The 23,436-nt window shown below is 71.4% G+C and carries 23 protein-coding genes; 10 read left to right on the forward strand and 13 right to left on the reverse strand.

Annotated elements, in window-relative coordinates; genetic code table 11:
- Nucleotides 1-111 precede the first annotated feature (111 nt).
- Complete coding sequence (locus ABZU43_RS03795; RefSeq protein WP_355005009.1) at nucleotides 112-1,587, forward strand: alpha/beta hydrolase; 1,476 nt, start codon at nucleotides 112-114, stop codon at nucleotides 1,585-1,587.
- A gap of 91 nt (nucleotides 1,588-1,678) precedes the next feature.
- On the opposite strand, the gene ABZU43_RS03800 is transcribed toward ABZU43_RS03795, so the two are convergent.
- The 3 genes from ABZU43_RS03800 to ABZU43_RS03810 all read right to left on the reverse strand — a co-directional run bounded on the left by ABZU43_RS03800 (nucleotide 1,679) and on the right by ABZU43_RS03810 (nucleotide 4,696).
- Nucleotides 1,679-2,932 carry a sigma-70 family RNA polymerase sigma factor gene (locus ABZU43_RS03800; protein WP_355005010.1) on the reverse strand — a complete coding sequence of 418 codons (1,254 nt, stop codon included), beginning with the start codon at nucleotides 2,930-2,932 and terminating at the stop codon, nucleotides 1,679-1,681.
- Entirely contained in the window at nucleotides 2,929-3,285 is a 357-nt protein-coding gene (locus ABZU43_RS03805; RefSeq protein WP_355005193.1) for a YciI family protein, read from the reverse strand. Before ABZU43_RS03805 ends, ABZU43_RS03800 begins: the two co-directional genes overlap by 4 nt.
- Nucleotides 3,286-3,433: 148 nt before the next feature.
- A complete protein-coding gene (locus tag ABZU43_RS03810; RefSeq protein ID WP_355005011.1) occupies nucleotides 3,434-4,696 on the reverse strand; it encodes a DUF2786 domain-containing protein in 1,263 nt (420 codons plus the stop codon).
- Between the two features lie 324 nt (nucleotides 4,697-5,020).
- Here ABZU43_RS03810 and ABZU43_RS03815 point away from each other — a divergent pair, with 324 nt between their 5' ends.
- Complete coding sequence (locus ABZU43_RS03815) at nucleotides 5,021-5,503, forward strand: DUF2243 domain-containing protein (RefSeq protein ID WP_355005012.1); 483 nt, start codon at nucleotides 5,021-5,023, stop codon at nucleotides 5,501-5,503.
- Nucleotides 5,500-6,345 (forward strand): cytochrome c oxidase assembly protein, encoded by an 846-nt coding sequence (locus ABZU43_RS03820; RefSeq protein ID WP_355005013.1) that lies wholly within the window; start codon nucleotides 5,500-5,502, stop codon nucleotides 6,343-6,345. The genes ABZU43_RS03815 and ABZU43_RS03820 overlap by 4 nt, the downstream gene beginning before the upstream one ends.
- On the opposite strand, the gene ABZU43_RS03825 is transcribed toward ABZU43_RS03820, so the two are convergent.
- The 9 genes from ABZU43_RS03825 to ABZU43_RS03865 all read right to left on the reverse strand — a co-directional run bounded on the left by ABZU43_RS03825 (nucleotide 6,346) and on the right by ABZU43_RS03865 (nucleotide 14,842).
- Nucleotides 6,346-6,594, reverse strand: coding sequence for a hypothetical protein (locus ABZU43_RS03825; protein WP_355005014.1), 249 nt, complete (start codon nucleotides 6,592-6,594; stop codon nucleotides 6,346-6,348).
- 41 nt (nucleotides 6,595-6,635) lie between these two features.
- Complete coding sequence (locus ABZU43_RS03830; protein WP_355005015.1) at nucleotides 6,636-7,550, reverse strand: hypothetical protein; 915 nt, start codon at nucleotides 7,548-7,550, stop codon at nucleotides 6,636-6,638.
- A 148-nt stretch (nucleotides 7,551-7,698) separates the two neighbouring features.
- Nucleotides 7,699-8,040: a hypothetical protein gene (locus ABZU43_RS03835; RefSeq protein WP_355005016.1), complete on the reverse strand. Its 342-nt coding sequence runs from the start codon at nucleotides 8,038-8,040 to the stop codon at nucleotides 7,699-7,701.
- 3 nt (nucleotides 8,041-8,043) lie between these two features.
- Nucleotides 8,044-8,451, reverse strand: coding sequence for a YbaB/EbfC family nucleoid-associated protein (locus tag ABZU43_RS03840; RefSeq protein ID WP_355005017.1), 408 nt, complete (start codon nucleotides 8,449-8,451; stop codon nucleotides 8,044-8,046).
- A gap of 164 nt (nucleotides 8,452-8,615) precedes the next feature.
- Nucleotides 8,616-9,737: a CaiB/BaiF CoA-transferase family protein gene (locus tag ABZU43_RS03845; RefSeq protein ID WP_355005018.1), complete on the reverse strand. Its 1,122-nt coding sequence runs from the start codon at nucleotides 9,735-9,737 to the stop codon at nucleotides 8,616-8,618.
- Nucleotides 9,734-11,929 (reverse strand): 3-hydroxyacyl-CoA dehydrogenase NAD-binding domain-containing protein, encoded by a 2,196-nt coding sequence (locus ABZU43_RS03850; RefSeq protein WP_355005019.1) that lies wholly within the window; start codon nucleotides 11,927-11,929, stop codon nucleotides 9,734-9,736. The genes ABZU43_RS03845 and ABZU43_RS03850 overlap by 4 nt, the downstream gene beginning before the upstream one ends.
- A 14-nt stretch (nucleotides 11,930-11,943) precedes the next feature.
- Nucleotides 11,944-13,158 (reverse strand): acetyl-CoA C-acetyltransferase, encoded by a 1,215-nt coding sequence (locus ABZU43_RS03855; RefSeq protein WP_355005020.1) that lies wholly within the window; start codon nucleotides 13,156-13,158, stop codon nucleotides 11,944-11,946.
- Nucleotides 13,148-14,314 (reverse strand): acyl-CoA dehydrogenase family protein, encoded by a 1,167-nt coding sequence (locus ABZU43_RS03860; protein ID WP_355005021.1) that lies wholly within the window; start codon nucleotides 14,312-14,314, stop codon nucleotides 13,148-13,150. Before ABZU43_RS03860 ends, ABZU43_RS03855 begins: the two co-directional genes overlap by 11 nt.
- Before the next feature lie 309 nt (nucleotides 14,315-14,623).
- Complete coding sequence (locus tag ABZU43_RS03865; RefSeq protein WP_355005022.1) at nucleotides 14,624-14,842, reverse strand: hypothetical protein; 219 nt, start codon at nucleotides 14,840-14,842, stop codon at nucleotides 14,624-14,626.
- A gap of 143 nt (nucleotides 14,843-14,985) precedes the next feature.
- Here ABZU43_RS03865 and ABZU43_RS03870 point away from each other — a divergent pair, with 143 nt between their 5' ends.
- Nucleotides 14,986-15,243 (forward strand): hypothetical protein, encoded by a 258-nt coding sequence (locus ABZU43_RS03870; protein WP_355005023.1) that lies wholly within the window; start codon nucleotides 14,986-14,988, stop codon nucleotides 15,241-15,243.
- 107 nt (nucleotides 15,244-15,350) lie between these two features.
- Nucleotides 15,351-15,995, forward strand: a complete 645-nt coding sequence (locus tag ABZU43_RS03875) for a TetR/AcrR family transcriptional regulator (protein WP_355005024.1) — start codon at nucleotides 15,351-15,353, stop codon at nucleotides 15,993-15,995.
- Between the two features lie 16 nt (nucleotides 15,996-16,011).
- On the opposite strand, the gene ABZU43_RS03880 is transcribed toward ABZU43_RS03875, so the two are convergent.
- A complete protein-coding gene (locus ABZU43_RS03880) occupies nucleotides 16,012-16,968 on the reverse strand; it encodes a zf-HC2 domain-containing protein (protein WP_355005025.1) in 957 nt (318 codons plus the stop codon).
- 72 nt (nucleotides 16,969-17,040) lie between these two features.
- On the opposite strand from ABZU43_RS03880, the gene ABZU43_RS03885 reads away from it, so the two are divergent.
- The 5 genes from ABZU43_RS03885 (at nucleotide 17,041) to ABZU43_RS03905 (ending at nucleotide 23,368) form a co-directional block, all read left to right on the forward strand.
- Nucleotides 17,041-18,081, forward strand: a complete 1,041-nt coding sequence (locus ABZU43_RS03885) for an SAM-dependent methyltransferase (protein ID WP_355005026.1) — start codon at nucleotides 17,041-17,043, stop codon at nucleotides 18,079-18,081.
- A gap of 445 nt (nucleotides 18,082-18,526) precedes the next feature.
- Nucleotides 18,527-18,616, forward strand: coding sequence for a K(+)-transporting ATPase subunit F (gene kdpF / locus ABZU43_RS03890; RefSeq protein ID WP_036410889.1), 90 nt, complete (start codon nucleotides 18,527-18,529; stop codon nucleotides 18,614-18,616).
- Nucleotides 18,616-20,271, forward strand: coding sequence for a potassium-transporting ATPase subunit KdpA (gene kdpA / locus ABZU43_RS03895; RefSeq protein WP_238681997.1), 1,656 nt, complete (start codon nucleotides 18,616-18,618; stop codon nucleotides 20,269-20,271). Before kdpF ends, kdpA begins: the two co-directional genes overlap by 1 nt.
- A 20-nt stretch (nucleotides 20,272-20,291) precedes the next feature.
- Nucleotides 20,292-22,487 carry a potassium-transporting ATPase subunit KdpB gene (kdpB, locus tag ABZU43_RS03900; protein WP_355005027.1) on the forward strand — a complete coding sequence of 732 codons (2,196 nt, stop codon included), beginning with the start codon at nucleotides 20,292-20,294 and terminating at the stop codon, nucleotides 22,485-22,487.
- Nucleotides 22,487-23,368: a potassium-transporting ATPase subunit C gene (locus ABZU43_RS03905; RefSeq protein WP_355005028.1), complete on the forward strand. Its 882-nt coding sequence runs from the start codon at nucleotides 22,487-22,489 to the stop codon at nucleotides 23,366-23,368. Before kdpB ends, ABZU43_RS03905 begins: the two co-directional genes overlap by 1 nt.
- Nucleotides 23,369-23,436: the final 68 nt, after the last annotated feature.

A 23,436-nucleotide genomic window follows, 5' to 3' on the forward strand; every position in this document is an offset into this window, starting at 1 on the left:
GAGGCCCCGGGCCGTCGAGCGGCTACTCGACGGCCCGGGTGGAAGCAGCATCACCTCGCCCAGTGGGCGAGTTTCACCGGCAACGCTCCTTCGAGGAGAGGACAGCACCTCATGCTGCGCGTACGCAAATCCGCAGTCGGCTGGGCCGTCGCCCTGGCCCTGACTGCCGCCGGCCTGACCCCGGCGAGCCCGGCCGCCGCCCGACCACAGCCCGCCCCGACGATCGACTGGCGGCCCTGCGCCACTGACACCAACGCCACTGACACCGGCGCCGAGTGCGGCACCCTGTCGCTGCCGGTGGACTGGAACCGACCCGGGGGTGAGCGCTTCGACCTGTCGCTGGCCCGCCGGCTCGCCGACCCGGCCACCCGGAAAGGCGCGCTGGTCTTCGGCCCCGGCGGGCCGGGCGACAGCGGGGTCGACCGGGTGGTGGACGGCAGCTCCCGATTCAGCGCCGACCTGCGCGCCCGGTTCGACATCGTCAGCTTCGACCCACGCGGCACCGGCGGCAGCCACCCGGTGGTCTGTGCCCGGGACCTGCTCGCCCGACAACCGCAACTGATCGCCGACCAGGCGCAGTTCGACGCCACACTGGCCAACAACGCGCTGCTGCGCGCCGACTGCCGGGCCCGCACCGGGGCGCTCTACGACCACGTCGACACCACCAGCGCCGCCCGCGACCTGGACGCGGTCCGCGCCGCGCTCGGCGAACGGCAGTTGACCTTCCACGGCAGCTCGTACGGCACCCTGCTCGGGCAGCGGTACGCCGAGCTGTACCCCGACCGGGTCCGGGCCATGGTGCTGGAGGCCACGATGGACCACAGCGTCGGCACCCGTGCCCTCCTCGACAGCCAGGCCCTCGCCGCGGAGGGTGCGTTCGACGAGTTCGTTGCCTGGTGTGACCGGTCCGCGGCCTGTGCACTGCACGGTCGGGACTTCCGGGCGATCTGGGCCGAGCTGCACGCGCGGGCCGAGCGCGGCCTGTTGACCGACCCGAAGCGGCCCGGGGTGGTGCTGACCCCGTTCGAATTGAGCCGGCTCACCCACAAGGAGTTCTACGACACCTGGCGGTGGCCGGGCCTGGCCGAGTGGCTGGGCAGGATGGATGCCGCCACCGCCATTCGAAGCGCCGGCCCATCGACCGCCGACGCCGTGGCTCCGTACCCCTTCGCGGTTTTCTGTCAGGACTGGAGCCTGCCGGTGCGCGACTACCGCGAGTACGTCGGACATCTGCGCCGGGCGGCCCGGCTCGCGCCGGACCTGCGCTACCCGCCGGCGCTGTTCGCCCTGGTCACCTGCCTGGGCACCCCGACGCCGGTGGCCAACCCGCAGCATCGGCTACGGGTCCACACCGACGTGCCGCTGCTGCTCGCCGCCACAGTGCACGACCCGGCCACTGGCTACGACTGGGCGCGCAACGTGGCGCGACAGTTGGGCCGGCACGGCGCGGTGCTCACCTACCAGGGGTGGGGGCACGGCAGCTACAGCAGTAGCCCGTGCGTGCAACGAGCCGTCGACTCGTACCTGACCGATCGGGTGGTGCCCGCCCGGGGTGCCAGCTGCCCGGCCATCGAACCCGAGGTGTGACCGCCGCTGCCGGCCGCCGGGCGCCCGGCGGCCGGCAGCGCTGTGCTCAGCGGCGGTGACAATTGTTGCCAAAGCGGCAAGGCGACGTCGCTCAGCCCTGCCCGGTCAGCCGGGCCGCCCGCACCTCCAGGTAGCGCTGCTCGGGCCGGCTCGTGGTGCCCCGCGCCGCCACCAGGTACGCCTCCCGCGCCGCACCGACCTCCCCGGCCAGCTCCAACAGGTGAGCCCGGACTGCGGCCAGCCGGTGGTGCCCGGCCGTGCGTTCGTCGGCGTCCAACGGCGTGAGCAGGGCGAGGCCGGCCCGGGGCCCGTCGACCATGGCCACCGCCACCGCCTGGTTGAGGGTGACCATCGGGTTCGGCGCGATCCGGGCCAGCAGTCGGTAGAGCGCGACGATCTGCCGCCAGTCCGTCTCGGCCGCCGTCGACGCCTCGGCGTGCACAGCGGCGATGGCCGCCTGGAGCTGGTACGGGCCGGGCGGCGACCAGGTCAGCGCCTCGGTGATCAGCGCTACCCCCTCCGCGATGGCGGCGGCGTCCCACCGGGAACGGTCCTGCTCCGCCAGCGGCACCAACTCTCCGTCCGGCCCCACCCTGGCCGCCCGGTGCGCATCGGTCAGCAGCATCAGCGCCAGCAGCCCGGTCACCTCGCCGTCGTCCGGCAGCAGCCCGCGCAGGATGCGAGCCAGCCGGATCGCCTCGCCGGTCAGCTCGGCCCGGCGCAGGTCCTGGCCACTGGACGCGGTGTAGCCCTCGTTGAAGATCAGGTAGAGCACCCGCAGCACCGTGCCCAGCCGCTCGCCCCGTTCGGCCGGCCCGGGCATCGTGAACCGTGCCCCGGCAGCCTCGATCCGCTGCTTGGCCCGTCGGATCCGTTGACTCATCGTCGCCTCGGGCACCAGGTGCGCCCGGGCGATCTGGGCGGTGCTGAGACCGCCGACCGCCCGCAGTGTGAGCGCCACCTGCGCCGAGCCGGGCAGCGCCGGGTGGCAGCAGAGGAACAGCAGCGTGAGGGTGTCGTCGTCGGCCGCAACGGTGGGCTCCGCGTCCGCCGCGGGCGCCACCCCGGCGTACGCCGGCTCGCGCCGCGCCACCGTCGCCTCGCGGTCCCGGCGCGCGCTCTCGCTGCGCCACTCGTCGGTGAGCCGGCGGGTGGCAACGGTGAGCAGCCAGGCGCGCGGGTTGTCCGGTACGCCCTGCCCGGGCCACTGCGTCGCAGCGGCGAGCAGCGCCTCCTGGACCGCGTCCTCGCACCTGTCGAACTGTCCGTGCCGACGGACCAGCAGGCCGAGGACCTGCGGCGCGAAGGTGCGCAGCAGATCCTCGACCGTCCGGTCCTCGGTCACATCTCCGTCCCGGCCTCGTCCATGATCGGGCGGACCTCCATCGCGCCGCCGTACCGGACGTCCGGCCAGCGGGCCGCGATCTCGGCAGCCCGTTGCGGGCTGTCGCAGTCGACGGCCAGGTAGCCGGCGAACTGCTCCTTGCTCTCCATGAACGGGCCGTCGAGGACCTCGGGGCTGCCGTCCACGAGCCGGACCGTCAACGTCTGCGACGGATTCGCCAACGCCTGGCCGCCGATCAGCTCGCCGGTCTCGGTCAGCTCCTTCATGATCTCGTCGACCTCACCGAAGAGGGCGGTGCGCTCCTGCTCGCTCAGACTCTCGGTGAAGCCGGGCCGGTTCCAGATCAGCAGCATGTACTTCACGGCGATTGCTCCTCAGGCTCTGGCCGCACCCCGATCGGGGCGCGACTCACCGGAGGGTCGGAGCCGATCCCCCGATCCCTACCGCGTACCGAAGAAAATCGCAGAAACATCCGCCGGGGGCGTTCCCACGCCGGACGGTTCAGCGCGGATCGGGTCGGCCGGGCACCTGTCGGGGCTTCCGGGCGCCACCGACGTCCAGCGAGGCCCGGTCGGCGGCCGAGGTGCCGGACGACCAGCCCTCGGCATCGCGAACGCTGAGCCGATGCCGGGTGACGCCGGGGAAGAGCGTGTCCAACCGCTCCCGGACCGCCTCGCCCCGCGCCGCGAGCACCGGCAACAGCCGTTCCGCCCCGGCCGTCTCGGCCGCCGCCTCATCCGCCGCGTTGGTCGCCGCCTCGGTGGCCGTGCGCAGCCGCTCGCCGATCCGCAGCGCGAACGCGTTGAGGAAGGACTCGTCCCAGACCTTCGTCCGCCGCCCCGACCCCGACCGGCGCTCGGCACGGCCACGCAGCATCGCCGCCGTGGCCTGGACCAGCAGCGACGTGTAGAGCAACTCGACCGCCACCAGGTCGGCCGGCCAGCCCAGCACTGTGGCGAAGCCCAGATCGTCGGACCAGACCGCCTCGCACCGGTTCGCCGCCGCCACCTCCTGCACCAGCAGCGCCTTCGCGCCCGCGTACGGGGTGTCGGTGCTCAGACGTACCCCGCCGGGCAGGTCCCCGCGCTCGGACCCGGCCGCCAGCAGCGCTTCGTCGATGCTGTGCCGGGCGATCAGCTCCTGGGCCTTTCCCGTCAGTGCCTCCGCCTCCGCCGGGAAGGTCGTCGACTCGGCCTTCGCCAGCAGCGCCCGCACCCGATCCAGCATCGGCGACCCGCTGCGAGCCGTGCCCGCCGTGCGGGGCAGTGCCGCGCCGCTCGTGCCCGGTGGTGGGCGCAGCACCGCGATCGGCGGCAGGCTCTCCACCAGCGCGAGAGCGTCCACTGCCGAGCGGAGCGCGTCGGCCCGGTCCAGTCCCTCCCGGCTGGCCCAACCGGCCACCACGCTGCCGTCGGCACCGCCCTCGGCGGCCACCAGTTCGCGTAACTGGTCGTCCCACCAGGCCGGGACCGGCTCGGCCTGGTCACGCCGCTGGGCGGCCATCGCCGCACGGACCAGCCGCGCCGCGCGGCCGTCGAGCCGTCGACTGGTGATCCGGTCCACGTCGACCGGCTGCCAACCGCGCGGCCAGAGCCGACCCAGTGCCCGGACCAGGCGACGCAGCAGAGCGGCGTCCACCGCCGTGCTGCCGTCCGCGGCGCCGGTGCCGACCATCAGTTGGTCCAGCTGCCGTTCGGCCTGCCGTACGTCAGTGCCGCGCACCGCCGCGAGCGCGTTGGCGACGAGTTCGTCCGCGTCCGGCACGGGCACCTCCTTCTCTGGATCTGGCTGTCGCTGCCCCTCCAGGCTCCATGATCATGCCGTCAGTGGCCCGGGAGCCACGAAACGGGGATGTGGCCGGCCCGTCCGGCCCTCCCACCCACGCTGATCCGGCTTGATCCACGCGGCACCGCCGGCTTGATCAACACGGCTTCCCGGAAGTCGCGGTATCCAACCCGGGCGGACACCCCGGTTTCGCCAAACTCGTGTTGATCACGCCCGGTTGGGTGCCCGTCATCAGCTTCGGCGGCATGGTTTGTCTGCTCCGGGGTAATTTGAGGCCCGCCTGACGTGGATGCGAGGTGTGTGATGGCTGGTTCACGCGCGTCGAGCCAACGCATCGTCGACGTCCGTTCCTCCACCCTCGTCGGCGTCCTGATCGGCATCGCGATCATGGCGGCGGTCGACGAGATCGTCTTCCACCAACTCCTCGCCTGGCACCACTTCTACGACCGCTCCACCCCCTCGATGGCGCTGCTCTCGGACGGGCTGCTGCACGCCGCCGAGGTGATCGCCCTGGTCGGCGGGTTCTTCTGGTTCGCCGACCTGCGTCGACGGAGCGCCCTCTCGAGCCGGCTGGCCTGGGGCGGCTTCCTGCTCGGCGCCGGCGGATTCCAGCTCTTCGACGGAATCGTCGACCACAAGGTGCTCCGGCTGCACCAGATCCGCTACGGCGTACACCTGCTGCCGTACGACGTGCTGTGGATCGCGGCCGGCGCGGTGCTGCTGCTGGCCGGCGTGGCTGTCCTGTGGCGGGCCCGTTCCCGCCGGCCCGACGCCGGCCCCCGATGACGGCGGTCGGGCCGCTGGCGCACGCCGGACACGGTGCGGCCGGGCCGACCTGGTTCCCGCTGGTCCCGGTCGCGTTGTTGGCGGTCGGTTACGTGCTGGCCGGCGTCCGGGACCCGCGGGGGTGGGACCATCGGCGGACCGCCTCCTGGCTGGTCGGCTGCGCCCTGCTGGCGGTCGCCGTCGGGCCGCTCGCCCAACTCCCCGACAACCCGGGCGGGCACATGGCGCAGCACCTGCTGCTCGGCATGCTGGCCCCGCTGGGGCTGGTGCTCGCCGCCCCGGTGACGCTGCTGCTGCGGGTCGCGCCGCCGCCGGTACGCCGAGCGGTCGGCCGGTTGCTGCGCGCGCGCCCGCTGCACCTGCTCGCCCACCCGGCCACCGCCGCGCTGCTGACCACCGGCGGGTTGGCGTTGGTGCTGCTCACCCCGCTGTACGCGGCGGCCGAACGGCAACCCGTCCTACACCACGCCGTACACCTGCACTACCTGGCCGCCGGGTACTTCTTCGCCTGGTCGCTGGCCGGGCCGGACCCGGCACCGCGCCGCCCGGGACTGGCGGTGCGAATCGGTGCCCTCCTCGGCGCGGCGGCCGGCCACGCCGTGCTGGCCAAGTACCTGTACGCCCAGGCCGAAACCCTCCCGCCCGGCCTCACCGACCGCGACCCGGAAGCGTTCCGCTCGGCCGCCCAACTGATGTACTACGGCGGCGACCTGGCCGAGTTGCTCCTGGCCGCGGCCCTCTTCGCCACCTGGTACCACTCCCACCGCCCCCGCCCGTCCCCACCTCCGTTGATCAAGAAGTTTGCGTCACCGGAAGGCGATTCCTTGACGCAAACCTCTTGATCAGCTCGAAGGCGGGGTTGCCAGTGCGGCGGAGAGCTGGCGTAAGAACGAGCGGATCTCGTCCTCACCGTGGGGCGTCTCCGCCTGGTCGTTCAGCGGGCCCGAATAGAGCAGCGCCTGCTCCAACGCGTCCCGCGTCTCAGCCCGGTCGCCCGGGTAGAGCCCGGCGGTCACCCCGTCGACGACCCGGGCCACTACCGAGTCGTCGATCACCCGGTCGAACTGAATCCCGTAGAGGATCCCGTTCACGTGGCCCTTCCAACTGTCCGTACCCATGCTCGTCGACTCCCCTAAAAGATCTGGCTGCCGTCCCAGGCAAGGATCGGAACCCCGCCCACACCGTTGCGCTTGAACTCGGCGTCGAGATTGGCCATGTGGCTCACGTCGGGCTGGTAATGACCGCTGCGCGCCGTGGCGTACTGGACCCTACCGTCCTTGACGACCAGCTCGCCCGCCGCGGCGACCGGCTGCCCGTTGCCCAAAGTGGAGTGGTGGAAATCGCCGACCTTCTGGTAGTTGGACGCGTAGAGGTTGCCGTTCCGGTCCATCACGAAGATCGCCTGACCGTTTCCGCTGAACACGGTCTGGGCGCTCGACGTGTCGAACGGTTCGCCATTTCTGGCGCTGCGCAACATGCCGTTGCTGTCGAAGAAGACCCGGTGCTGTTCGAGCTCCTCTGGACTGAGCCGGCGCACCGCCGTCGGAAAGTGCCCTCCGGGCAGGTGCTCGTTGCGGTACTTGTCGAGCATCGGCTTCGTGTGATGGTAGCGCGGGGAGGTGTGCGGGCCGGGTACAGCGGGTCGTCCCGGGCCACCCGGCTTCGCGCCCTTGCGGTTGAAACGGCGTAGCAGCGTCTTTGCACGCTTCAACAACCGCGGAATGATCTCCTTGACGACCCGCTCGATGATCTCCTTGATGATCCGCTGGATCGCCATCCGGGCAAGGCCGATCGATACGGGGATCGAGGCCAACGAGGAGCCGAGACTGGGTGCCGCTGCTGCCAACGCGATCGCTACCTGAACCACCAGAATCGTCAGCTGGACGATGACGAGGACCTTCTGGGTCAGGGTGATGATGGCCATCACCAGCAACGCCATGCCGATCAGCTCGGCAGCCTGCGCGCCGTCCTCCATCCGGCGCGGTGCACCCTCCTCGTCCTGCCACGCCTGCTCGAACGCGCGGACGTCGTCCCCGCTGTTCGTCATCCCGACCTTCGCCGCGCCCGCCTCCGCCTCCCCGACCGCTGTGCGGAGCCGGCCGGCGAACGCGAACCACAGTTGGGACGCCTGGAAAAGCAACTCCTCGTCGGCGGCCGGCCAGGTGAACCCGACCCATCCCAGGGCCTCGGCGAGTTCAGGAGGGAGTTGCATACCCACTGGGCAGCTCCATCCTCGTAAAGAGCTCGGTGTTCGCGATTTCGGTCGTCTCGTGGGCGTCGGCACTGGCGTCGAGGTTCCCGGCGGCCTCCAACAACTGGTCGGCCATCGACCGGTAGACGTCGAGCGCGTGGGTGAGGACTTCCATGTACGCGGCGCCGAAGAGCGAGCCCGCCTCGTCGTCGCCCCACGGGTTACCCGCCCCGTTGACAGTCGACTCGAGGCTGGCGATCTCCGCGCCGAGCTGCTGGCCGGTTGTCGCGAGCGACGCCGCCGCGCCGTGGAGAGCGTCGAGGTCGACCTGGATCCCGTCGGACATGACTCAGCGCGGGCCTGTCCGGCGGGTGACGACGTCGAGGTCGCCGATCATCTGCTGGAAACCCCGGAATGCGTCTTCCGAGACACGTTCGAGCTGCTTGCCGAGGGCCACGGTGTCGACGTGAGCGGCCGCCGTCAGCTCAGCTCTGCGGGCGCGTTCGTCGGCCTGCGCTGCCTGGACCGCCTCCAGGACATACTCGGCGATGGCACCGGTGCCAGCCCGGGACAGGCTCGGATCGATCACCAGGGTCTGCAGGGCGCCGAAGGCGGTGACCTCCGCCTCGACGAGACCATTCCCGCCGGTGCCCCGCCCCGTCAGTTGATCGAACGCGGGTGTGGCACGGTCATCCTGCTCGTCGGCGTCGTCCGGCTGTGGCGTGGCGGTACCCGGAATCTGGCCGAGCAGGCGCATGGCCTCTTCGAGTGAGCGGCTGAGGCCGGCCGGGTCGATTCCGCTCGCCATGCTCGTCCCCTTTGGTCTGCCAGTTCACGATCAGGACGACGGTATCAACGTGACACCCGTGGAGGTGCCCCGCCGAGTCCCCTGTGGATCGGCGCTGCCGTCGGCCGCCGGGCTCACCGCCAGGCGGTGAGAATCTCCTCGACCGGTAGGACGTCCTGCTCCAGATCGGGTGCCGGGGTCGGCCGCGCGGTCGGGGTGCGGTCGAAGCGGGGTGCGGGGGCCGGCTGGATCTCGCCGCCCACCTCGACGAACGTGCCCCGGGCCGCGTTGTGCGGGTGGGCGTGCGCCTCGCCGGGGGCGAGCACCGGCGCGACGCAGGCGTCCAGGTCGGCGAAGACAGCCGTCCACTCGTCCCGGGTGCGCTGGGCGAACCGTTCGGTGAACCGGCGGCGCAGCTCGTCCCAGCCGCTCGGGTCGTACTGGGCGGGCAGGTCCGGGTCGTCGGCGAGGCCGAGGCCGGTGAGCAGTACGGCGTAGAAGGCCGGTTCCATCGCGCCGACTGCCATGAATCCACCGTCGGCGGTGGCGTACGTGTCGTAGAACGGGGCCCCGCCGTCGAACATGTTGCCCCCGCGTGGGGCGGCCCACAGGCCGGCGCCGAGCAGCCCGTGCAGGAACGAGGTGAGCAGCGCTGAGCCGTCCACCATCGCCGCGTCGACCACCTGGCCGAAGCCGGAGCGCTCCCGCTCCAGCAGCGCGGCCAGCACCCCGACGGCGAGCAGCATCCCGCCGCCGCCGAAGTCGCCGAGCAGGTTCATCGGCGCGTACGGGCGTTCGCCGGCCCGTCCGAGCGGCTCCAACGCCCCGGCCACCGCGATGTAGTCGATGTCGTGCCCGGCTCGGGCTGCCAGCGGGCCGTCCTGACCCCAGCCGGTCATCCGCGCGTACACCAGTCGGGGGTTGCGGGCCTGGCACACCTCCGGCCCGAAGCCGAGCCGCTCGGCCACCCCCGGCCGGTACGCCTCGACCAGCACGTCCGCGCGCTCGGCGAGGCGCAGCAGGTCCGCCACCCCGGCCGGGGACTTGAGGTCCAGCGCGGTGACCTGCCGGCCGCGTTGCAACGGCCCGCTGGTCGGTGCGGCCAGCCGGCCCGCTCCCGGTGCGCCCGGCCGGTCCACCCGCACCACGTCCGCGCCGAGGTCGGCGAGCACCATGCAGCCGAACGGCGCCGGGGCGAGGCTGGCCAGCTCGACCACGCGCACCCCGGCCAGCGGCCCGCCGCGGGACGCCGTCACGCGACGCCCGCCGGTTCGGCCCGAAGGCGGCCATCGTCAGGCGCTCCCGACGGCGGGCCCGGCAGGGCGGCGAGCCGGTCGGCCAGGTCGGCGGGGGGCGTGAACCGGTCGCCGTAGCGGTCGGCCAGCTCGGTGGCACGGGCCGCGAAGCCGGCCGGGCCGCCCGTGTACTGCCGGACGTAGCGGATCACCCCGCCCGTCCACGCCGGGAAGCCGATGCCGAGGATCGAGCCGATGTTGGCGTCGGTCTCGGTGCGCAGCACCCCCTCGTCGAGGCAGCGCAGCGCGTCCAGCGCCTCGGCGAAGAGCATCCGCTCCTGAAGGTCGGTGAACGGCACCGCCCGACCCACGTCGGTGATCAGGTCGGCGAGCCCGGACCACAGCCGGCCCCGGGCACCCTCGTCGTAGGAGTAGAAGCCGCGTCCGGCGGCGCGCCCCGGCCGGTCGTACGCGTCGACCAGCTCGTCCACCAGGCGGTGCGCCGGCAGCGGGCGGAACTCCTCGCTGGCCGCCTCGAACTGGCGGCGGATCCGTTGGATCAGCGTGAGACTGACCTCGTCGGCCAGCGCCAGCGGCCCGGTCGGGTAGCCGGCCTGGAGGGCGGCCTGCTCCACCGATGCGGCGGGGACACCCTCGGCTACCATGCCGACCGCCTCGTCGATGAACCTGCCGATCACCCGGCTGGTGAAGAAACCCCGGCCGTCGTTGACCACGATCGGGGTCTTGCCGATCCGCCGGCCCAGGTCGAAGGCCCGGGCCAGCGCCACGTCCCCGGTCCGCTCGCCCACCACGATCTCCAGCAGCGGCATCCGGTCCACCGGCGAGAAGAAGTGCATGCCGATGAAGTCCGCAGGCCGGTCCACGCCGGCGGCCAGGCCGGTGATCGGCAGGGTGGAGGTGTTGGAGGCGAGCAGCGCGTCGGGTGCCAGGACGGGTAGCACCTCGGCGAAGACCTGCTGCTTCAGCGCCGGGTCCTCGAAGACCGCCTCGATGACCGCGTCGCAGCCGGCCAGCGCGTCCGCCTGGTCGGTGGTGGTGATCCGATCCAGTACGGCGCGGGCGTCCGCCTCGGTCGTGCGGCCCTTGCGTACGGCGCGGGCCAGTAGGCGCTCGGCGTGTTCGCGGGCCCGGCCGGCGGCCTCCGGCGTGACGTCCTTGACCACGACGTCCAGCCCGGCTGTGGCGCAGGCGTACGCGATGCCCGCGCCCATCATGCCGGCACCGAGCACCGCCACCCGGTGTACCGGTGCGGCGTCCACACCGGTCGGTCGGGCCGCGCCACCGTTGACGGCCTTCAGGTCGAAGAAGAACGCACCGATCATGTTCTTGGCGACCTGCCCGGTGAGCAGCCCGATCAGGTGCCGGGTCTCCACGGTCAGGGCGGTCTCCAGGTCGACCTGTGCGCCCTCGACGGCGGCGGCCAGGATCGCCTCGGGTGCGGGTAGCCGGGCACCCTTGAGCTGCTTGCGCAGCGTCGCCGGGAAGGCGGGCAGTTGTGCGGCCAGCGAGCGGCTTGCCGGGGTGCCGCCGGGCATCCGATAGTCCGGCCGGTCCCACGGTTGCGCCGGGTGCGGGTTCGCCGCGATCCAGGCCCGTGCCCGGTCCAGCAGTTCGGTGGGCGTGGCGACCACCTCGTCGACCAGCCCGACCGACAGCGCCTCGGTCGGGCGCATCCGCCGGCCGGTGAGCAGCACCGTGGTCAGCGCGCCGGCCAGGCCGAGCATCCGCACGGTCCGGGTGACGCCACCCGCCCCGGGCAGCAGGCCCAGCGTCACCTCGGGCAGCCCGAGCCGGCTGCCGGGGGTGTCCAGCGCGATCCGGTGGTGGCAGGCGAGCGCGATCTCCAGGCCACCGCCGAGCGCGGAGCCGTTGACCGCGGCGACCACCGGTCGGCCCAGCGTCTCCAGCCGGCGCAGGTCCCGTTTGATGGCGCCGAGCAGGTCGGCCAGGTCGGGCGCGTCGGCGCGGGTCGCCCGGATCATCTCAGGCAGGTCACCGCCGGCGAAGAAGGTCGACTTCGCGCTGGTCACTATGACGCCGACGAGATCGCTCTCGGCCTCCAGCCGGTCCAGCACAGCGCTCATCGAGGCGGCGTACGCCCGGTTCATGGTGTTGGCGGACTGGGTGGGGTCGTCCAGGGTGAGCGTGACGATGCCGTCGGCGCCGCGGTCGTACCGGATGGTGTTTGTCATTGTCGTCCTCCGGGTCAGCAGCGCTCGAGAACTGTGGCGACGCCCATGCCGCCGCCGATGCACAGGGTCACCACGGCACGGCGCAGGTCACGGCGCTCCAACTCGTCCAACGCCGTACCGAGCAGCATCGCTCCGGTCGCGCCGAGCGGGTGGCCGAGCGCGATAGCGCCGCCGTTGACGTTCACCCGGTCCGGGTCGAGGCCCAGGTCGCGGACGTACTTGAGCACCACCGCGGCGAACGCCTCGTTGATCTCGAACAGGTCGATGTCGTCGACTGTCAGCCCGGCTACGGCCAGCGCCTTGTGGGTGGCCGGGATCGGGCCGGTCAACATCAGCGTCGGGTCCGCGCCGGTGACCGCAGCGCCGACGATCCGGGCGCGCGGGGTGAGCCCAAGATCCCGACCAACCTGCTCCGAACCGATCAGCGCCAGCGCCGCGCCGTCCACGATGCCGGACGAGTTGCCCGCGTGGTGGACGTGCTCGATGGCCTCCAGCCAGTGGAACTTCTGCAACGCGACCGCGTCGAAGCCGGCCGCCTCACCCATTGTGGCGAACGACGGGGTGAGCTTGGCCAGCGCCTCCCGGGTCGTCTCCGGGCGCGGGTGCTCGTCCACGGTGAGGATGTCCAGGCCGTTGCCGTCGCGGACCGGCACCAGCGAGCGGGCGAAGTATCCGCCGGCCATCGCCTTGGCGGCGCGCTCCTGTGACCGCAGCGCGTAGCCGTCCACGTCGTCGCGGGTGAAGCCCTCCAGGGTGGCGATCAGGTCCGCGCTGACGCCCTGCGGCACGAACGACGTGGCCAGCGCGGTCTCCGGATCGGTGGCCCAGGCCGCCCCGTCGGAGCCCATCGGCACCCGGGACATCGACTCGACCCCGCCGGCGAGCAGCAGATGCTCCCAACCGGAGCGGATTCGCGCGGCGGCGGAGTTGACCGCCTCCAACCCGGAGGCGCAGAACCTGTTGAGCTGCACCCCGCCGACCTGGTCCGGCAGCCCGGCCAGCAGCGCGGCCGCCCGGGCCAGGTCGCCGCCCTGCTCGCCGACCGGGGTCACGATGCCGAGCAGCAGGTCCTCCAGCCGGCCGACGTCCAGGCCGGGGTTGCGCTCCCGCAACGCGTCGATCAGGCCGACCACCAGGGAGATCGGCTTGACCCCGTGCAGCGCGCCGGTGTCCCGGCCGCGTCCGCGCGGGGTGCGGACCGCGTCATAGACGTACGCCTCAGAGGGCACGGGCGATCAGCTCCTTCATGATCTCGTTGGTGCCGCCGTAGATCTTCTGGACGCGGGCGTCGGCGTACATCCGGGCGATCGGGTACTCCGTCGTGTAGCCGTAGCCACCGAAGAGCTGAAGGCACCTGTCGACGACCTCGCACTGCCCGTCGGTGAGCCACGACTTCGCCATCGCCGCTGTGGAAACGTCCAGGTCGCCACGGTCGTGCCGGACTATGCAGTCGTCCAGGAAGACCCTGCTGACCCGGGCGCGGGTGGCGCACTCGGCGAGCACCATCCGGGTGTTCTGGTGACCCATCAGCGTCTTGCCGAAGGCGGTTCGCTCCTTGGCGTACGCGACGGTCAGCGCGACCGCCCGTTCCATGGCGGCGACCGCGCCCACGCCGATGACCAGCCGTTCCTGCGGAAGCTGCTGCATGAGTTGGACGAAGCCCAGCCCTTCGGCGCCGCCGAGCAGGTTGGCCGCCGGCACCCGGAACTCGTCGAAGAACAACTCCGCCGTGTCATTGGCGTGCAGGCCGATCTTGGATAGCAACCGGCCTCGCCGGAAGCCGTCCGGGTCGCCGCCCACCTCGCAGACCAGCAGCGAGACGCCGGCCGCCCGCTGCTCGGGGTCGGTCTTCACGGCCACGATGATCAGGTCGGCCAGGCCACCGTTGGTGATGAACGTCTTCGCGCCGGTGACCAGGTAGTCGTCGCCGTCGCGGACCGCCCGGGTCCGCATCGCCTGAAGATCGGAGCCGCCGTCCGGTTCGGTCATCGCGATCGCGCCGACCAGCTCACCGCTGCACAGGCCGGGCAGCCAGCGCCGCTTCTGCTCCTCGCTGCCGTACGCCACCAGGTAGCCGGTGACGATGCCACTGTGGACGGCGAGGCCCAAACTGCTCTCCCCGGTGTACGCCTGCTCGTGCAGCAGCACCGCCTCGTGGGTGAACCCGCCGCCTCCACCGCCGTACTCCTCCGGGACCGACAGGCCGAGCAGCCCCAGCTCACCGGCGCGCCGGTAGTGCTCGCGGTCCGGGTGGCCCTGCGCGAGGAGGCGTTCGGCGTGCGGCAGCACCTCCTTGGTGAAGAAGGTGCGGGCCAGTTCGGCGAGGTCGTCGTGTTCCGGTTCGCGCCAGGGCGAGGGGGAGCCGTGGAGCGGGGGCGTCGGCATGTGCACCACCCTCGCGCGCTGTTGGCAGCATGTCAATAAGTCGTGATCGACTGCCGACACGGGGGTCGTCGCGGCGTTCCGGAACCGCAGCCCGGGGCAGTCAGGCCCGGGCCAGGTGCGCTGCGGTCTCCGTCACCGGACGCGCGGAGATCTTGGACCTGCGCTGCCGCAGTGACCGGACGCGCGGAGATCTTGGACCTGCGCTGCCGCAGTGACCGGACGCGCGGAGATCTTGGACAGTTTCCGCCGAGCTAACGGAAAGTGTCCAAGATTGCGAGATCTCGCTCCGTCGTGAGGCGGGAGTGCGAACTACTCGGCCTCGTCGCCGTCGGTGGGACGCGGCGGGCGATGCTCGGCGATCCACGCCTCCACATCGGCACGCAGCCAGACCGTGGTCCCGTGCAGCCGCTGGAACGGCGCGGGGAAGGTCGGATAGCGGATGAGCTGACGCATCCGGGACCGGCTCACGCCGCCGAGCAACTCCTGCAACTCGTGCGGACCGACCAGTGGACCCGGGATCTCACCCATCACCTGACGGTAGGGCGATCAGGAATGCCTAATTGCGTCTACCTACTTGCGCAGTCCTTCCGAACGGGTGAAGGTGAACTCATCGGCCCGGCTGGGGCTCGGGCCGAATTGGTCAGCGATCGCGAGTGCTGGGAGGAGGCCCGATGGATCAGGCGACGGAGTTGGCGTGGTTGCGGGAGCGGGTCGGGGGACTGGAGACGGCGCTGCACTGCGCGCGCAGGGAGCTGTTCGATCTCCGTTGTCGGCTGACGTTGATCGGCCGGGTGGTCCAGGACGTCGAGCGGGTTCAGCGAGCACCCGGGGTGGCGGTGGGTGCGATCAACGCGGCGCTCTACTCCGAGGCATCCAACCTGCGCCACCTGGGCCGGCATCTGGTCCGGCGTCGCCCGGGCGTCCGGTGATCACTTGATGCTGAGCAGCTCTGGAACCGCCTTGACAACTACTGAGCATCAAGCGATCAAGGTGAGGAACGGCGGCCGACCGGTGGGCTGTCGATAGGGTCGGGCAGATGAGTGTCGAGACGGCTCCGCGCCGCCGCCGTTTGGAGCCGGACACCCGGCGGGGGCAGATCCTGGCCTGCGCGGTCCGGCTGTTCGGCGAGCGCCCGTACGCGGACGTGTCGACCACCGACGTGGCCCGCGAGGCAGGTGTCGCTCGTGGCCTGGTCAACCATTACTTCGGTGCGAAGAAGGACCTCTACCTGGAGGTCGTCCGGGTCATGGTGACCATCCCCGAGGTTGCCCTGGAGCGGCTGCCCAAGGGTGATCTCCGGACCCGGGTCGACGCCAGCGTCACCTGGTTCCTCGACGTGGTGTCCCGGCACAGCACCTCGTGGCTGGCGGCGGTCACCGCCCGGGGGATGGGCGGCGACGCCGACGTGGAGCGGGTGCTCGCCGAGGCCGAGGAGGTCGCCGCGGACCGGATGCTGGTCGCCGTCGGGCTGGCCGGCGAGGCGGAGCACCGGGAGGAGTTGCGCGGGATGGTCCGCGCGTACGGCGGGCTGGCGACGTCGACCGCCCGCGAGTGGCTTCAGCGCGGCGCGCTGACCCGCGCCCAGGTGCACCTGCTGCTCACCGCCACCCTGCTGACCATCGTTGAGCAGGTCATCCCGCAGGCCCTCGCCGACGACGGTTCGCCCCGCCCACCGGGCTGAGAGCAGCAGGACCCGCTCAGGCCGCGCGACGGCCGGCCCGACTCGTCCGTGATGCCCCAGCGGCGTGCCCCGCCCGCGCAGCCGAGGCGGCCTGACCGCCCGAAGCAGCCTGATCAACCCGCGCAGCCGGGGCGACTGCACCGAACTGCGCCGCCGGTGCGGCGAACCGGTCGGCCGCCTGCGCCGGATAGGACTCGGGGCGTACCACCCGCAGCGGCCGGTCGACCTCGTCGGCCCCGAAGCGCCAGCGGGACGGCGTCGGCTGCCGCTGTGGTGCCGGGCCACCGGGGCGCAGACCGGGCCGGGACAGCGCCACGGTGATCAGGTAGCCGACCACCAGGAAGCCGTGGCTGATCAGCCGTTCCCCGCCCACCGATCCGGTGGCCAGGTCATTGACCGACAGCAGCAGCAACGTGCCGACGAACGCGCTGAGCATCGGCAGCAGCCCGGCGGGCGGGCTGCGGCGCAACGCCACGAACAGGAAGCCGGCGCCCACTGCCACGTTCCACGCCGCCGACTCGTGCCACAGGTGCTGGCCGGTGGGGTGCAGGTGGTCGGCGGTCGCGCCCCGGCCGACCTGGGCCAGGCCGAGCACCAGTTGCACCGCGCCGAGCAGCCCGAGCGCCGACCGCAGGCCGGCGACGAGCGGGCCTCGTCCGAACGCCGCGCGCAGGCCGGCGGCGAACTGACCCCGTCCGGGCACCTTCCGCAGGCCGGCGACCAGCGGGCCACGCCGCCACCGTGACCGGCGGGCCGGGGCCGCGCTGACGGCGGCAAGGATCGCCGCCGTCCGGTCGGGCACCTCGACCACCAATCGGGTACGGACCCGACGGGTCACCGCGACCGCCGCCGTGAACCAGGCCCGGCAATCGGCACACCCGTCGAGGTGCCCCTGCACCGCCGCCAGTTCGGCGGCGGTCTCCTCCCCATCCAACTGCGCGGACAGGACCTCCCGCCACTGCTCACACCCCATGTATCGGTAGTCGCTCCGGCAGCCGCTCCGGTTCCCGGCGACCGTGACCCGTTGTGGAATACTCGCCGGATCATGACGCGTTACGGCCTGCTGATCCTGCCCGCCACCAACCGGGTGTACGCCCGCGCCGCAGTCGACCTCACCCGGGCCGAGCTGGAGATCTTCGGCCGCTCGGCGCTGGACGGCCGGATCGGTGAGCTGGACACCGAGGTCGTCGGAGGGGCGTCCTACATCACGTTCACCGGCGACGGGCTGACCGAGCGTGACCTGGCCGTCCTGGGCAACCTCTCCGCCGGGTACGCGTTGTTCGAGATCGTCGGTGAGCTGTTGCGGCCGATCGAGTGGAGCCGTCTGGACCGCTACGACGACGATCTGCTCACCATTCAGAAGTACCCGGGCAAGACCAATGAGCAGTTCACCAAGTTGCTGCTCAACGTCACACTGCTCGCCTCGGACTGGGCCGCCGAGATGACCAGCCGCCGGTTCCGGGTGCTCGACCCGCTCTGTGGTCGGGGCACCACCCTCAACCAGGCGCTGATGTACGGCTTCGACGCCGCTGGGATCGAGCGCGACCAGAAGGACGTCGAGGCGTACCGGGCGTTCGTCACCACCTGGCTGAAGCAGAAGCGGGTCAAGCACCGGGTGCTGGAGTCGGGGCCGGTGCGGCGGGAGCGCAAGGTGGTCGGCCGGCGGGTACGGATCGAGTTGGCGGCGACCCGTGAGGAGCACAAGGCCGGCCAGACGCAACTGCTGGACGTGGTCAACGCCGACACCACCCGCTCAGCGGAGTTCTTCCGCCCGGAGACCGTGGACCTGGTCGTCGCCGACGCGCCGTACGGCGTGCAGCACGGCAGCCGTACCGCCGGGCAGGGGTTGACCCGCGACCCGCTGGCGTTGCTCGCGGACGCCGCGCCGGTCTGGGCCCGGTTGTTGCGGCCCGGCGGTGCGCTCGGCATCTCCTGGAACACCCACGTCGCCAGTCGGGACGACGCGGCGGCGGCGTTGGCCGACGCCGGCCTGACAGTGGTCGACGACGAGCCCTACCGCGCGCTGCGGCACCGGGTGGACCAGTCGATCATGCGCGATGTGCTGGTGGCACGCCGCCCGGCCTGACCGCAGGCCTCGCCCCTCCGCCCCTCCGCCCCTGCGCCGCGCCGTGCGTCACCCCATCGGGGTCGCGCACGGTCTCGTGCGTCCTTTGCTCTGCACCCGCGGAGGCGACACTCACGGTCCGTAGCTGGTGCCTCCGCGGGTGCAGAGCAAAGGGGGTGGACAACTGGTCTCGACCCCCCGGACCACCGAGGGGTTTGTGCCGCATTTCACCTGTTCAGTGGGCGGGCGTGAAAACCACGTCAAGAAAAGGTTCGCCCCCGTCATGGTCGCGTTATGACCCCTGCCGTTCGGCGGGTGGTGGGGCTTTGATTGCCCGGCGCGACCGGAAGGCGGTCGCGACGAACCTTTCCGGCTGAGGAGTCAGCGTGTCTGACGTGGTGTTCGTGGTCCTGACGGTGGTGCTGTTCGCAGTGCTCGCCCTGGTGGTCCGGGCGGTGGAGAAGCTGTGAACGCGGTAAACGCCGTCGGTCTGGTGCTCGCGGTCGTCCTGGGCGCGTTCCTGGTGTTCGCCCTGCTGTTTCCGGAGCGCTTCTGATGACCATGACAACAGCGGGCGTCATCTTCGTGTTGACGCTGGTGGCGGCCCTGGTCGCCGTATACAAGCCGTTCGGCGACTACATGTTCCGGGCGGTCTCCGGGACGAAGCAGTCCCGTGTCGAGCGGGGCATCTTCCGACTGGTCGGGGTCAACCCGGCAGCCGAGCAGACCTGGGGCGTGTACGCCCGCAGCGTGCTGGCGTTCTCCGCGGTCTCGATCCTGTTCCTGTACCTGTTCCAGCGGGTGCAGAACCACCTGTGGCTGTCGCTCGGGTTCGACCCGGTGGTGCCGCACGGCGCGTGGAACACGGCCGTGTCGTTCGTGACGAACACGAACTGGCAGTCGTACTCGGGTGAGTCGACGATGGGCCACCTGGTGCAGATGGCTGGTCTGGCCGTGCAGAACTTCGTGTCGGCGGCGGTCGGCATCGCGGTGGCTGTCGCGTTGGTACGCGGCTTCGCCCGCAGCCGCACCGGGCAGCTCGGCAACTTCTGGGTCGACCTGACCCGGATCACGCTGCGGATCCTGCTGCCGATCGCGGTGCTCGGCGCCATCGCGTTGATGATCGGCGGGGCGGTGCAGAATCTGTCCGCCGGCACCGACGTGAGCACGCTGACCGGCGGCACCCAGACCATCACCGGTGGTCCGGTCGCCAGCCAGGAAGTGATCAAGGAGCTGGGCACCAACGGTGGTGGCTTCTACAACGTCAACAGCGCGCACCCGTTCGAGAACCCGACAACCTGGACGAACTGGCTGGAGATCTTTCTGATCTTCCTGATCCCGTTCAGCCTGCCCCGGGTCTTCGGCCGGATGGTCGGGCAGAACCGGCAGGGCTACGCCATCGCCGCGGTGATGGGCATCCTCGCGTTCCTCAGCGTCGCCATCACCAACATCTTCGAGCTGGCCGGCCACGGCACTGTGCCGCAGGCGGTCGGCGCGGCGATGGAGGGCAAGGAGGTCCGGTTCGACGTGTCGAACTCGGCCACCTTCGCCGCCGCCACCACGCTCACCTCGACCGGTGCGGTGAACTCGTTCCACGACTCGTTCACCTCGCTCGGCGGCATGATGACGATGGTCAACATGATGCTCGGCGAGGTCGCGCCGGGCGGCACCGGTTCGGGGCTGTACGGCCTGCTCATCCTCGCGGTGATCACGGTCTTCGTGGCCGGGCTGATGGTGGGTCGCACTCCCGAGTACCTGGGCAAGAAGATCGGGTCCCGCGAGATCAAGTTCGCCTCGCTCTACTTCCTGATCACGCCGATCCTGGTGCTCGTCGGTACGGCGGCGGCGTTCGGCACCGGCAACAACTCCACGGCGCTCAACGTCGGCCCGCACGGCCTCTCCGAGGTGCTGTACGCGTTCACCTCGGCCAGCAACAACAACGGCTCGGCGTTCGGCGGCATCACGGTCAACACCACCTGGTGGGACACCGCGCTCGGGTTGTGCATGCTGCTGGGCAGGTTCCTGCCGCTGATCTTCGTGCTTGCGTTGGCCGGCTCGCTGGCCCGCCAGGCACCCACCCCCGCGTCCGAGGGCACCCTGCCGACCCACCGACCGCTGTTCATCGGCATGGTCGTCGGCGTCACAGTGGTCCTCGTCGCGCTGACCTTCCTGCCCGCGCTCGCGCTCGGTCCGCTGGCAGAGGGGCTCTGACCATCATGAGGAACGAGGACATGTCCGTCACGTCCGCCCCAACAGAGCAACTCCCCGGTACGCCCGCCACCCAGGGCAACCGGATCGGTGGAGGGCTGCTCGACCCCAAGCAGTTGATCCGGTCCCTGCCGGACGCGGTACGCAAGCTGAACCCCGCCACGATGTGGCGCAACCCGGTGATGTTGATCGTGGAGGTCGGTGCGGCCTTCACCACCGTCCTGGCGGTGGCCGACCCGTCGGTGTTCGCCTGGGCGATCACCATCTGGCTCTGGCTGACGGTGGTCTTCGCCAACCTGGCCGAGGCGGTCGCCGAGGGTCGGGGCAAGGCCCAGGCCGCGACCCTGCGGCAGGCGAAGAAGGACACCATCGCCACCCGGCTGATCGACTGGAAGCCGGGCGCGCGGGCCAACACCTACCGCGACGAGGCGGTGCCGGCGCCGGACCTGCGTCAGGGCGACGTGGTGCTCGTCGAGGCGGGCGGCATCATCCCCGGTGACGGTGACATCGTCGAGGGCATCGCCAGCGTCGACGAGTCGGCCATCACCGGTGAGTCGGCCCCGGTCATCCGGGAGTCCGGCGGCGACCGCAGCGCGGTCACCGGTGGCACCAAGGTGCTCTCCGACCAGATCATCGTGAAGATCACCCAGAAGCCCGGGGAGAGCTTCATCGACCGGATGATCGCCCTGGTCGAGGGGGCCAACCGGCAGAAGACGCCGAACGAGATCGCGCTGAACATCCTGCTCGCCGCGCTCACTGTCATCTTCCTGCTGGCCGTCGTCACCCTCCAGCCGCTGGCCATCTTCTCCAAGGCGTACCAGGCGGCAGCGCCGGACAGCGGGGCGATCACCGGTTCCGGTGTCACCGGGGTGGTGCTGGTGTCGCTGCTGGTCTGCCTGATCCCCACCACCATCGGGGCGCTGCTCTCCGCCATCGGCATCGCCGGCATGGACCGCCTCGTCCAGCGCAACGTCCTGGCTATGAGCGGTCGGGCCGTCGAGGCGGCCGGCGACGTCAACACCCTGCTGCTGGACAAGACCGGCACCATCACGCTGGGCAACCGGCAGGCCGCCGAGTTCGTCCCGGTCGAGGGGGTCGACGCCGCGACGTTGGCCGACGCCGCGCAGATGTCCAGCCTGGCCGACGAGACCCCGGAGGGGCGCTCGGTGGTCGTCCTGGCGAAGAACGAGTTCGGGCTGCGCGAGCGCGAGCCCGGCGTGATGCCGCACGCCACCTTCGTACCGTTCACCGCGCAGACCCGGATGAGCGGCGTCGACCTCACCCCGGACGCCAGCGTGGACGCCGGCGCGGTGGGCACGGCCCGCCGGGTCCGCAAGGGCGCCGCCGCAGCGGTGATGAAGTGGGTACGGGAGAACGGCGGTCACCCGACCGAGCAGGTCGGCGAGATCGTGGACGCGATCAGCGGCACCGGCGGCACCCCGCTGGTCGTCGCCGAGCACGTCGACGGTGCGCCCGCCCGCGCCCTGGGCGTCATCCACCTCAAGGACGTCGTCAAGTCCGGCATGCGCGAACGGTTCGACGAGATGCGCCGGATGGGCATCCGCACCGTGATGATCACCGGCGACAACCCGCGTACCGCGAAGGCGATCGCCGACGAGGCCGGGGTGGACGACTTCCTGGCCGAGGCGACGCCGGAGGACAAGCTCGCGCTGATCAAGCGGGAGCAGGAGGGCGGTCGGCTGGTCGCGATGACCGGTGACGGCACCAACGACGCGCCGGCGCTCGCCCAGGCCGACGTCGGGGTGGCCATGAACACGGGCACGTCGGCCGCCAAGGAGGCCGGCAACATGGTCGACCTCGACTCCGACCCGACCAAGCTGATCGAGATCGTGGAGATCGGCAAGCAGTTGCTGATCACGCGTGGCGCGCTGACCACGTTCAGCATCTCGAACGACATCGCGAAGTACTTCGCGATCATCCCGGCCATGTTCGCCGGCCTCTACCCGAGCCTGGACGCGCTGAACATCATGCGGCTGGCCAGCCCGGAGTCGGCGATCCTGTCCGCTGTCATCTTCAACGCCCTGGTGATCATCGCGCTGATCCCGCTCGCCCTGCGCGGCGTGCGATACCGGCCGGCCGCCGCGTCGAAGCTGCTCAGCCGCAACCTGCTGGTCTACGGGCTGGGCGGCATCATCGTGCCGTTCATCGGGATCAAAATCATCGACCTGCTCATCCAGTTCATCCCGGGGATTTCGTGATGCGCCTACCCACCTGGATCGCCCAACACCTCGCCGCGCTGCGCGCCGTACTCGTCTTCACGGTGCTGCTCGGCCTGGTCTACCCGCTGGCCCTGGTAGCGCTCGGTCAGCTACCCGGCCTCAACCACAAGACCGACGGTTCGCTGATCTCCTCGGGCGGGACGGTTGTCGGCAGCGCGCTGATCGGCCAGTCCTTCACCGACGCGGACGGCAACCCGATCGCCCGGTACTTCCAGTCCCGCCCCTCCGCCGCCGGCGACGGCTACGACCCGACCTCCACCTCGGCCAGCAACCTGGGCCCGGAGAGCGTTGTCGACACCATCGCCACCGACCCGGAGGAATCCAGCGAGAGCCTGCTCACCCAGGTGTGTGGGCGCAGCAAGTCGGTCGGCGAGCTCAACGGCGTCGACGGCCGGCGCCCGTACTGCACCGACGACGGGGTGGGTGCCGTGCTCGCGGTGTTCCGCGCCGACGGTCTGACCGGCCCGGTCACCCGGGTGGTCAGCGTCAACCAGGCCGCCCCGGCCACGCCGTTCGTCAGCGAGTACCAGGGCGTGACGGTGGAGCCGGCCCAGCCTGGCGAGGACTACGTGGCCGCCGGCGGGGTGATCACCCCGATCCGGGGCGACGCGCCCGCCGACCCGGCGGTGCCGGCCGACGCGGTCACCGCCAGCGCCAGCGGTCTCGACCCGCAGATCAGCCCGGCGTACGCCGAGTTGCAGGTGAACCGGGTCGCGCGGGAGCGCGGCGCGGACCCGGCGGCGGTCCGCAAGCTGGTCAAGGAGCACACCGACGGGCGGGCGCTCGGCTTCATGGGTGAGCCCGGCGTGAACGTGCTGGAGCTCAACCTCGCGCTCGACAAGCAGTTCGCCGCACGCTGAGCACCCTCGCGGGCGGGGTCGTGCCCACCGGGCGCGGCCCCGCCCGCCGATCTGACCAGGGAGGATGG

This window comes from Micromonospora sp. NPDC005205 (assembly GCF_040608275.1).
Taxonomy (GTDB): domain Bacteria; phylum Actinomycetota; class Actinomycetes; order Mycobacteriales; family Micromonosporaceae; genus Micromonospora.

Coding starts and splice junctions, on each gene's coding strand:
- ABZU43_RS03830 (WP_355005015.1), bottom strand. CDS start 7,550: ATGACGAACAGCGGGGACGACGTCCGCGCGTTCGAGCAGGCGTGGCAG.
- ABZU43_RS03805 (WP_355005193.1), bottom strand. CDS start 3,285: ATGCTGCTGATCTGGAACCGGCCCGGCTTCACCGAGAGTCTGAGCGAG.
- ABZU43_RS03865 (WP_355005022.1), bottom strand. CDS start 14,842: ATGGGTGAGATCCCGGGTCCACTGGTCGGTCCGCACGAGTTGCAGGAG.
- ABZU43_RS03870 (WP_355005023.1), top strand. CDS start 14,986: ATGGATCAGGCGACGGAGTTGGCGTGGTTGCGGGAGCGGGTCGGGGGA.
- ABZU43_RS03840 (WP_355005017.1), bottom strand. CDS start 8,451: ATGCGCCTGCTCGGCCAGATTCCGGGTACCGCCACGCCACAGCCGGAC.
- kdpB (WP_355005027.1), top strand. CDS start 20,292: ATGTCCGTCACGTCCGCCCCAACAGAGCAACTCCCCGGTACGCCCGCC.
- ABZU43_RS03885 (WP_355005026.1), top strand. CDS start 17,041: ATGACGCGTTACGGCCTGCTGATCCTGCCCGCCACCAACCGGGTGTAC.
- ABZU43_RS03860 (WP_355005021.1), bottom strand. CDS start 14,314: ATGCCGACGCCCCCGCTCCACGGCTCCCCCTCGCCCTGGCGCGAACCG.
- ABZU43_RS03820 (WP_355005013.1), top strand. CDS start 5,500: ATGACGGCGGTCGGGCCGCTGGCGCACGCCGGACACGGTGCGGCCGGG.
- ABZU43_RS03815 (WP_355005012.1), top strand. CDS start 5,021: ATGGCTGGTTCACGCGCGTCGAGCCAACGCATCGTCGACGTCCGTTCC.
- ABZU43_RS03795 (WP_355005009.1), top strand. CDS start 112: ATGCTGCGCGTACGCAAATCCGCAGTCGGCTGGGCCGTCGCCCTGGCC.
- kdpA (WP_238681997.1), top strand. CDS start 18,616: ATGACCATGACAACAGCGGGCGTCATCTTCGTGTTGACGCTGGTGGCG.
- ABZU43_RS03875 (WP_355005024.1), top strand. CDS start 15,351: ATGAGTGTCGAGACGGCTCCGCGCCGCCGCCGTTTGGAGCCGGACACC.
- ABZU43_RS03880 (WP_355005025.1), bottom strand. CDS start 16,968: ATGGGGTGTGAGCAGTGGCGGGAGGTCCTGTCCGCGCAGTTGGATGGG.
- ABZU43_RS03835 (WP_355005016.1), bottom strand. CDS start 8,040: ATGTCCGACGGGATCCAGGTCGACCTCGACGCTCTCCACGGCGCGGCG.
- ABZU43_RS03905 (WP_355005028.1), top strand. CDS start 22,487: ATGCGCCTACCCACCTGGATCGCCCAACACCTCGCCGCGCTGCGCGCC.
- ABZU43_RS03850 (WP_355005019.1), bottom strand. CDS start 11,929: ATGACAAACACCATCCGGTACGACCGCGGCGCCGACGGCATCGTCACG.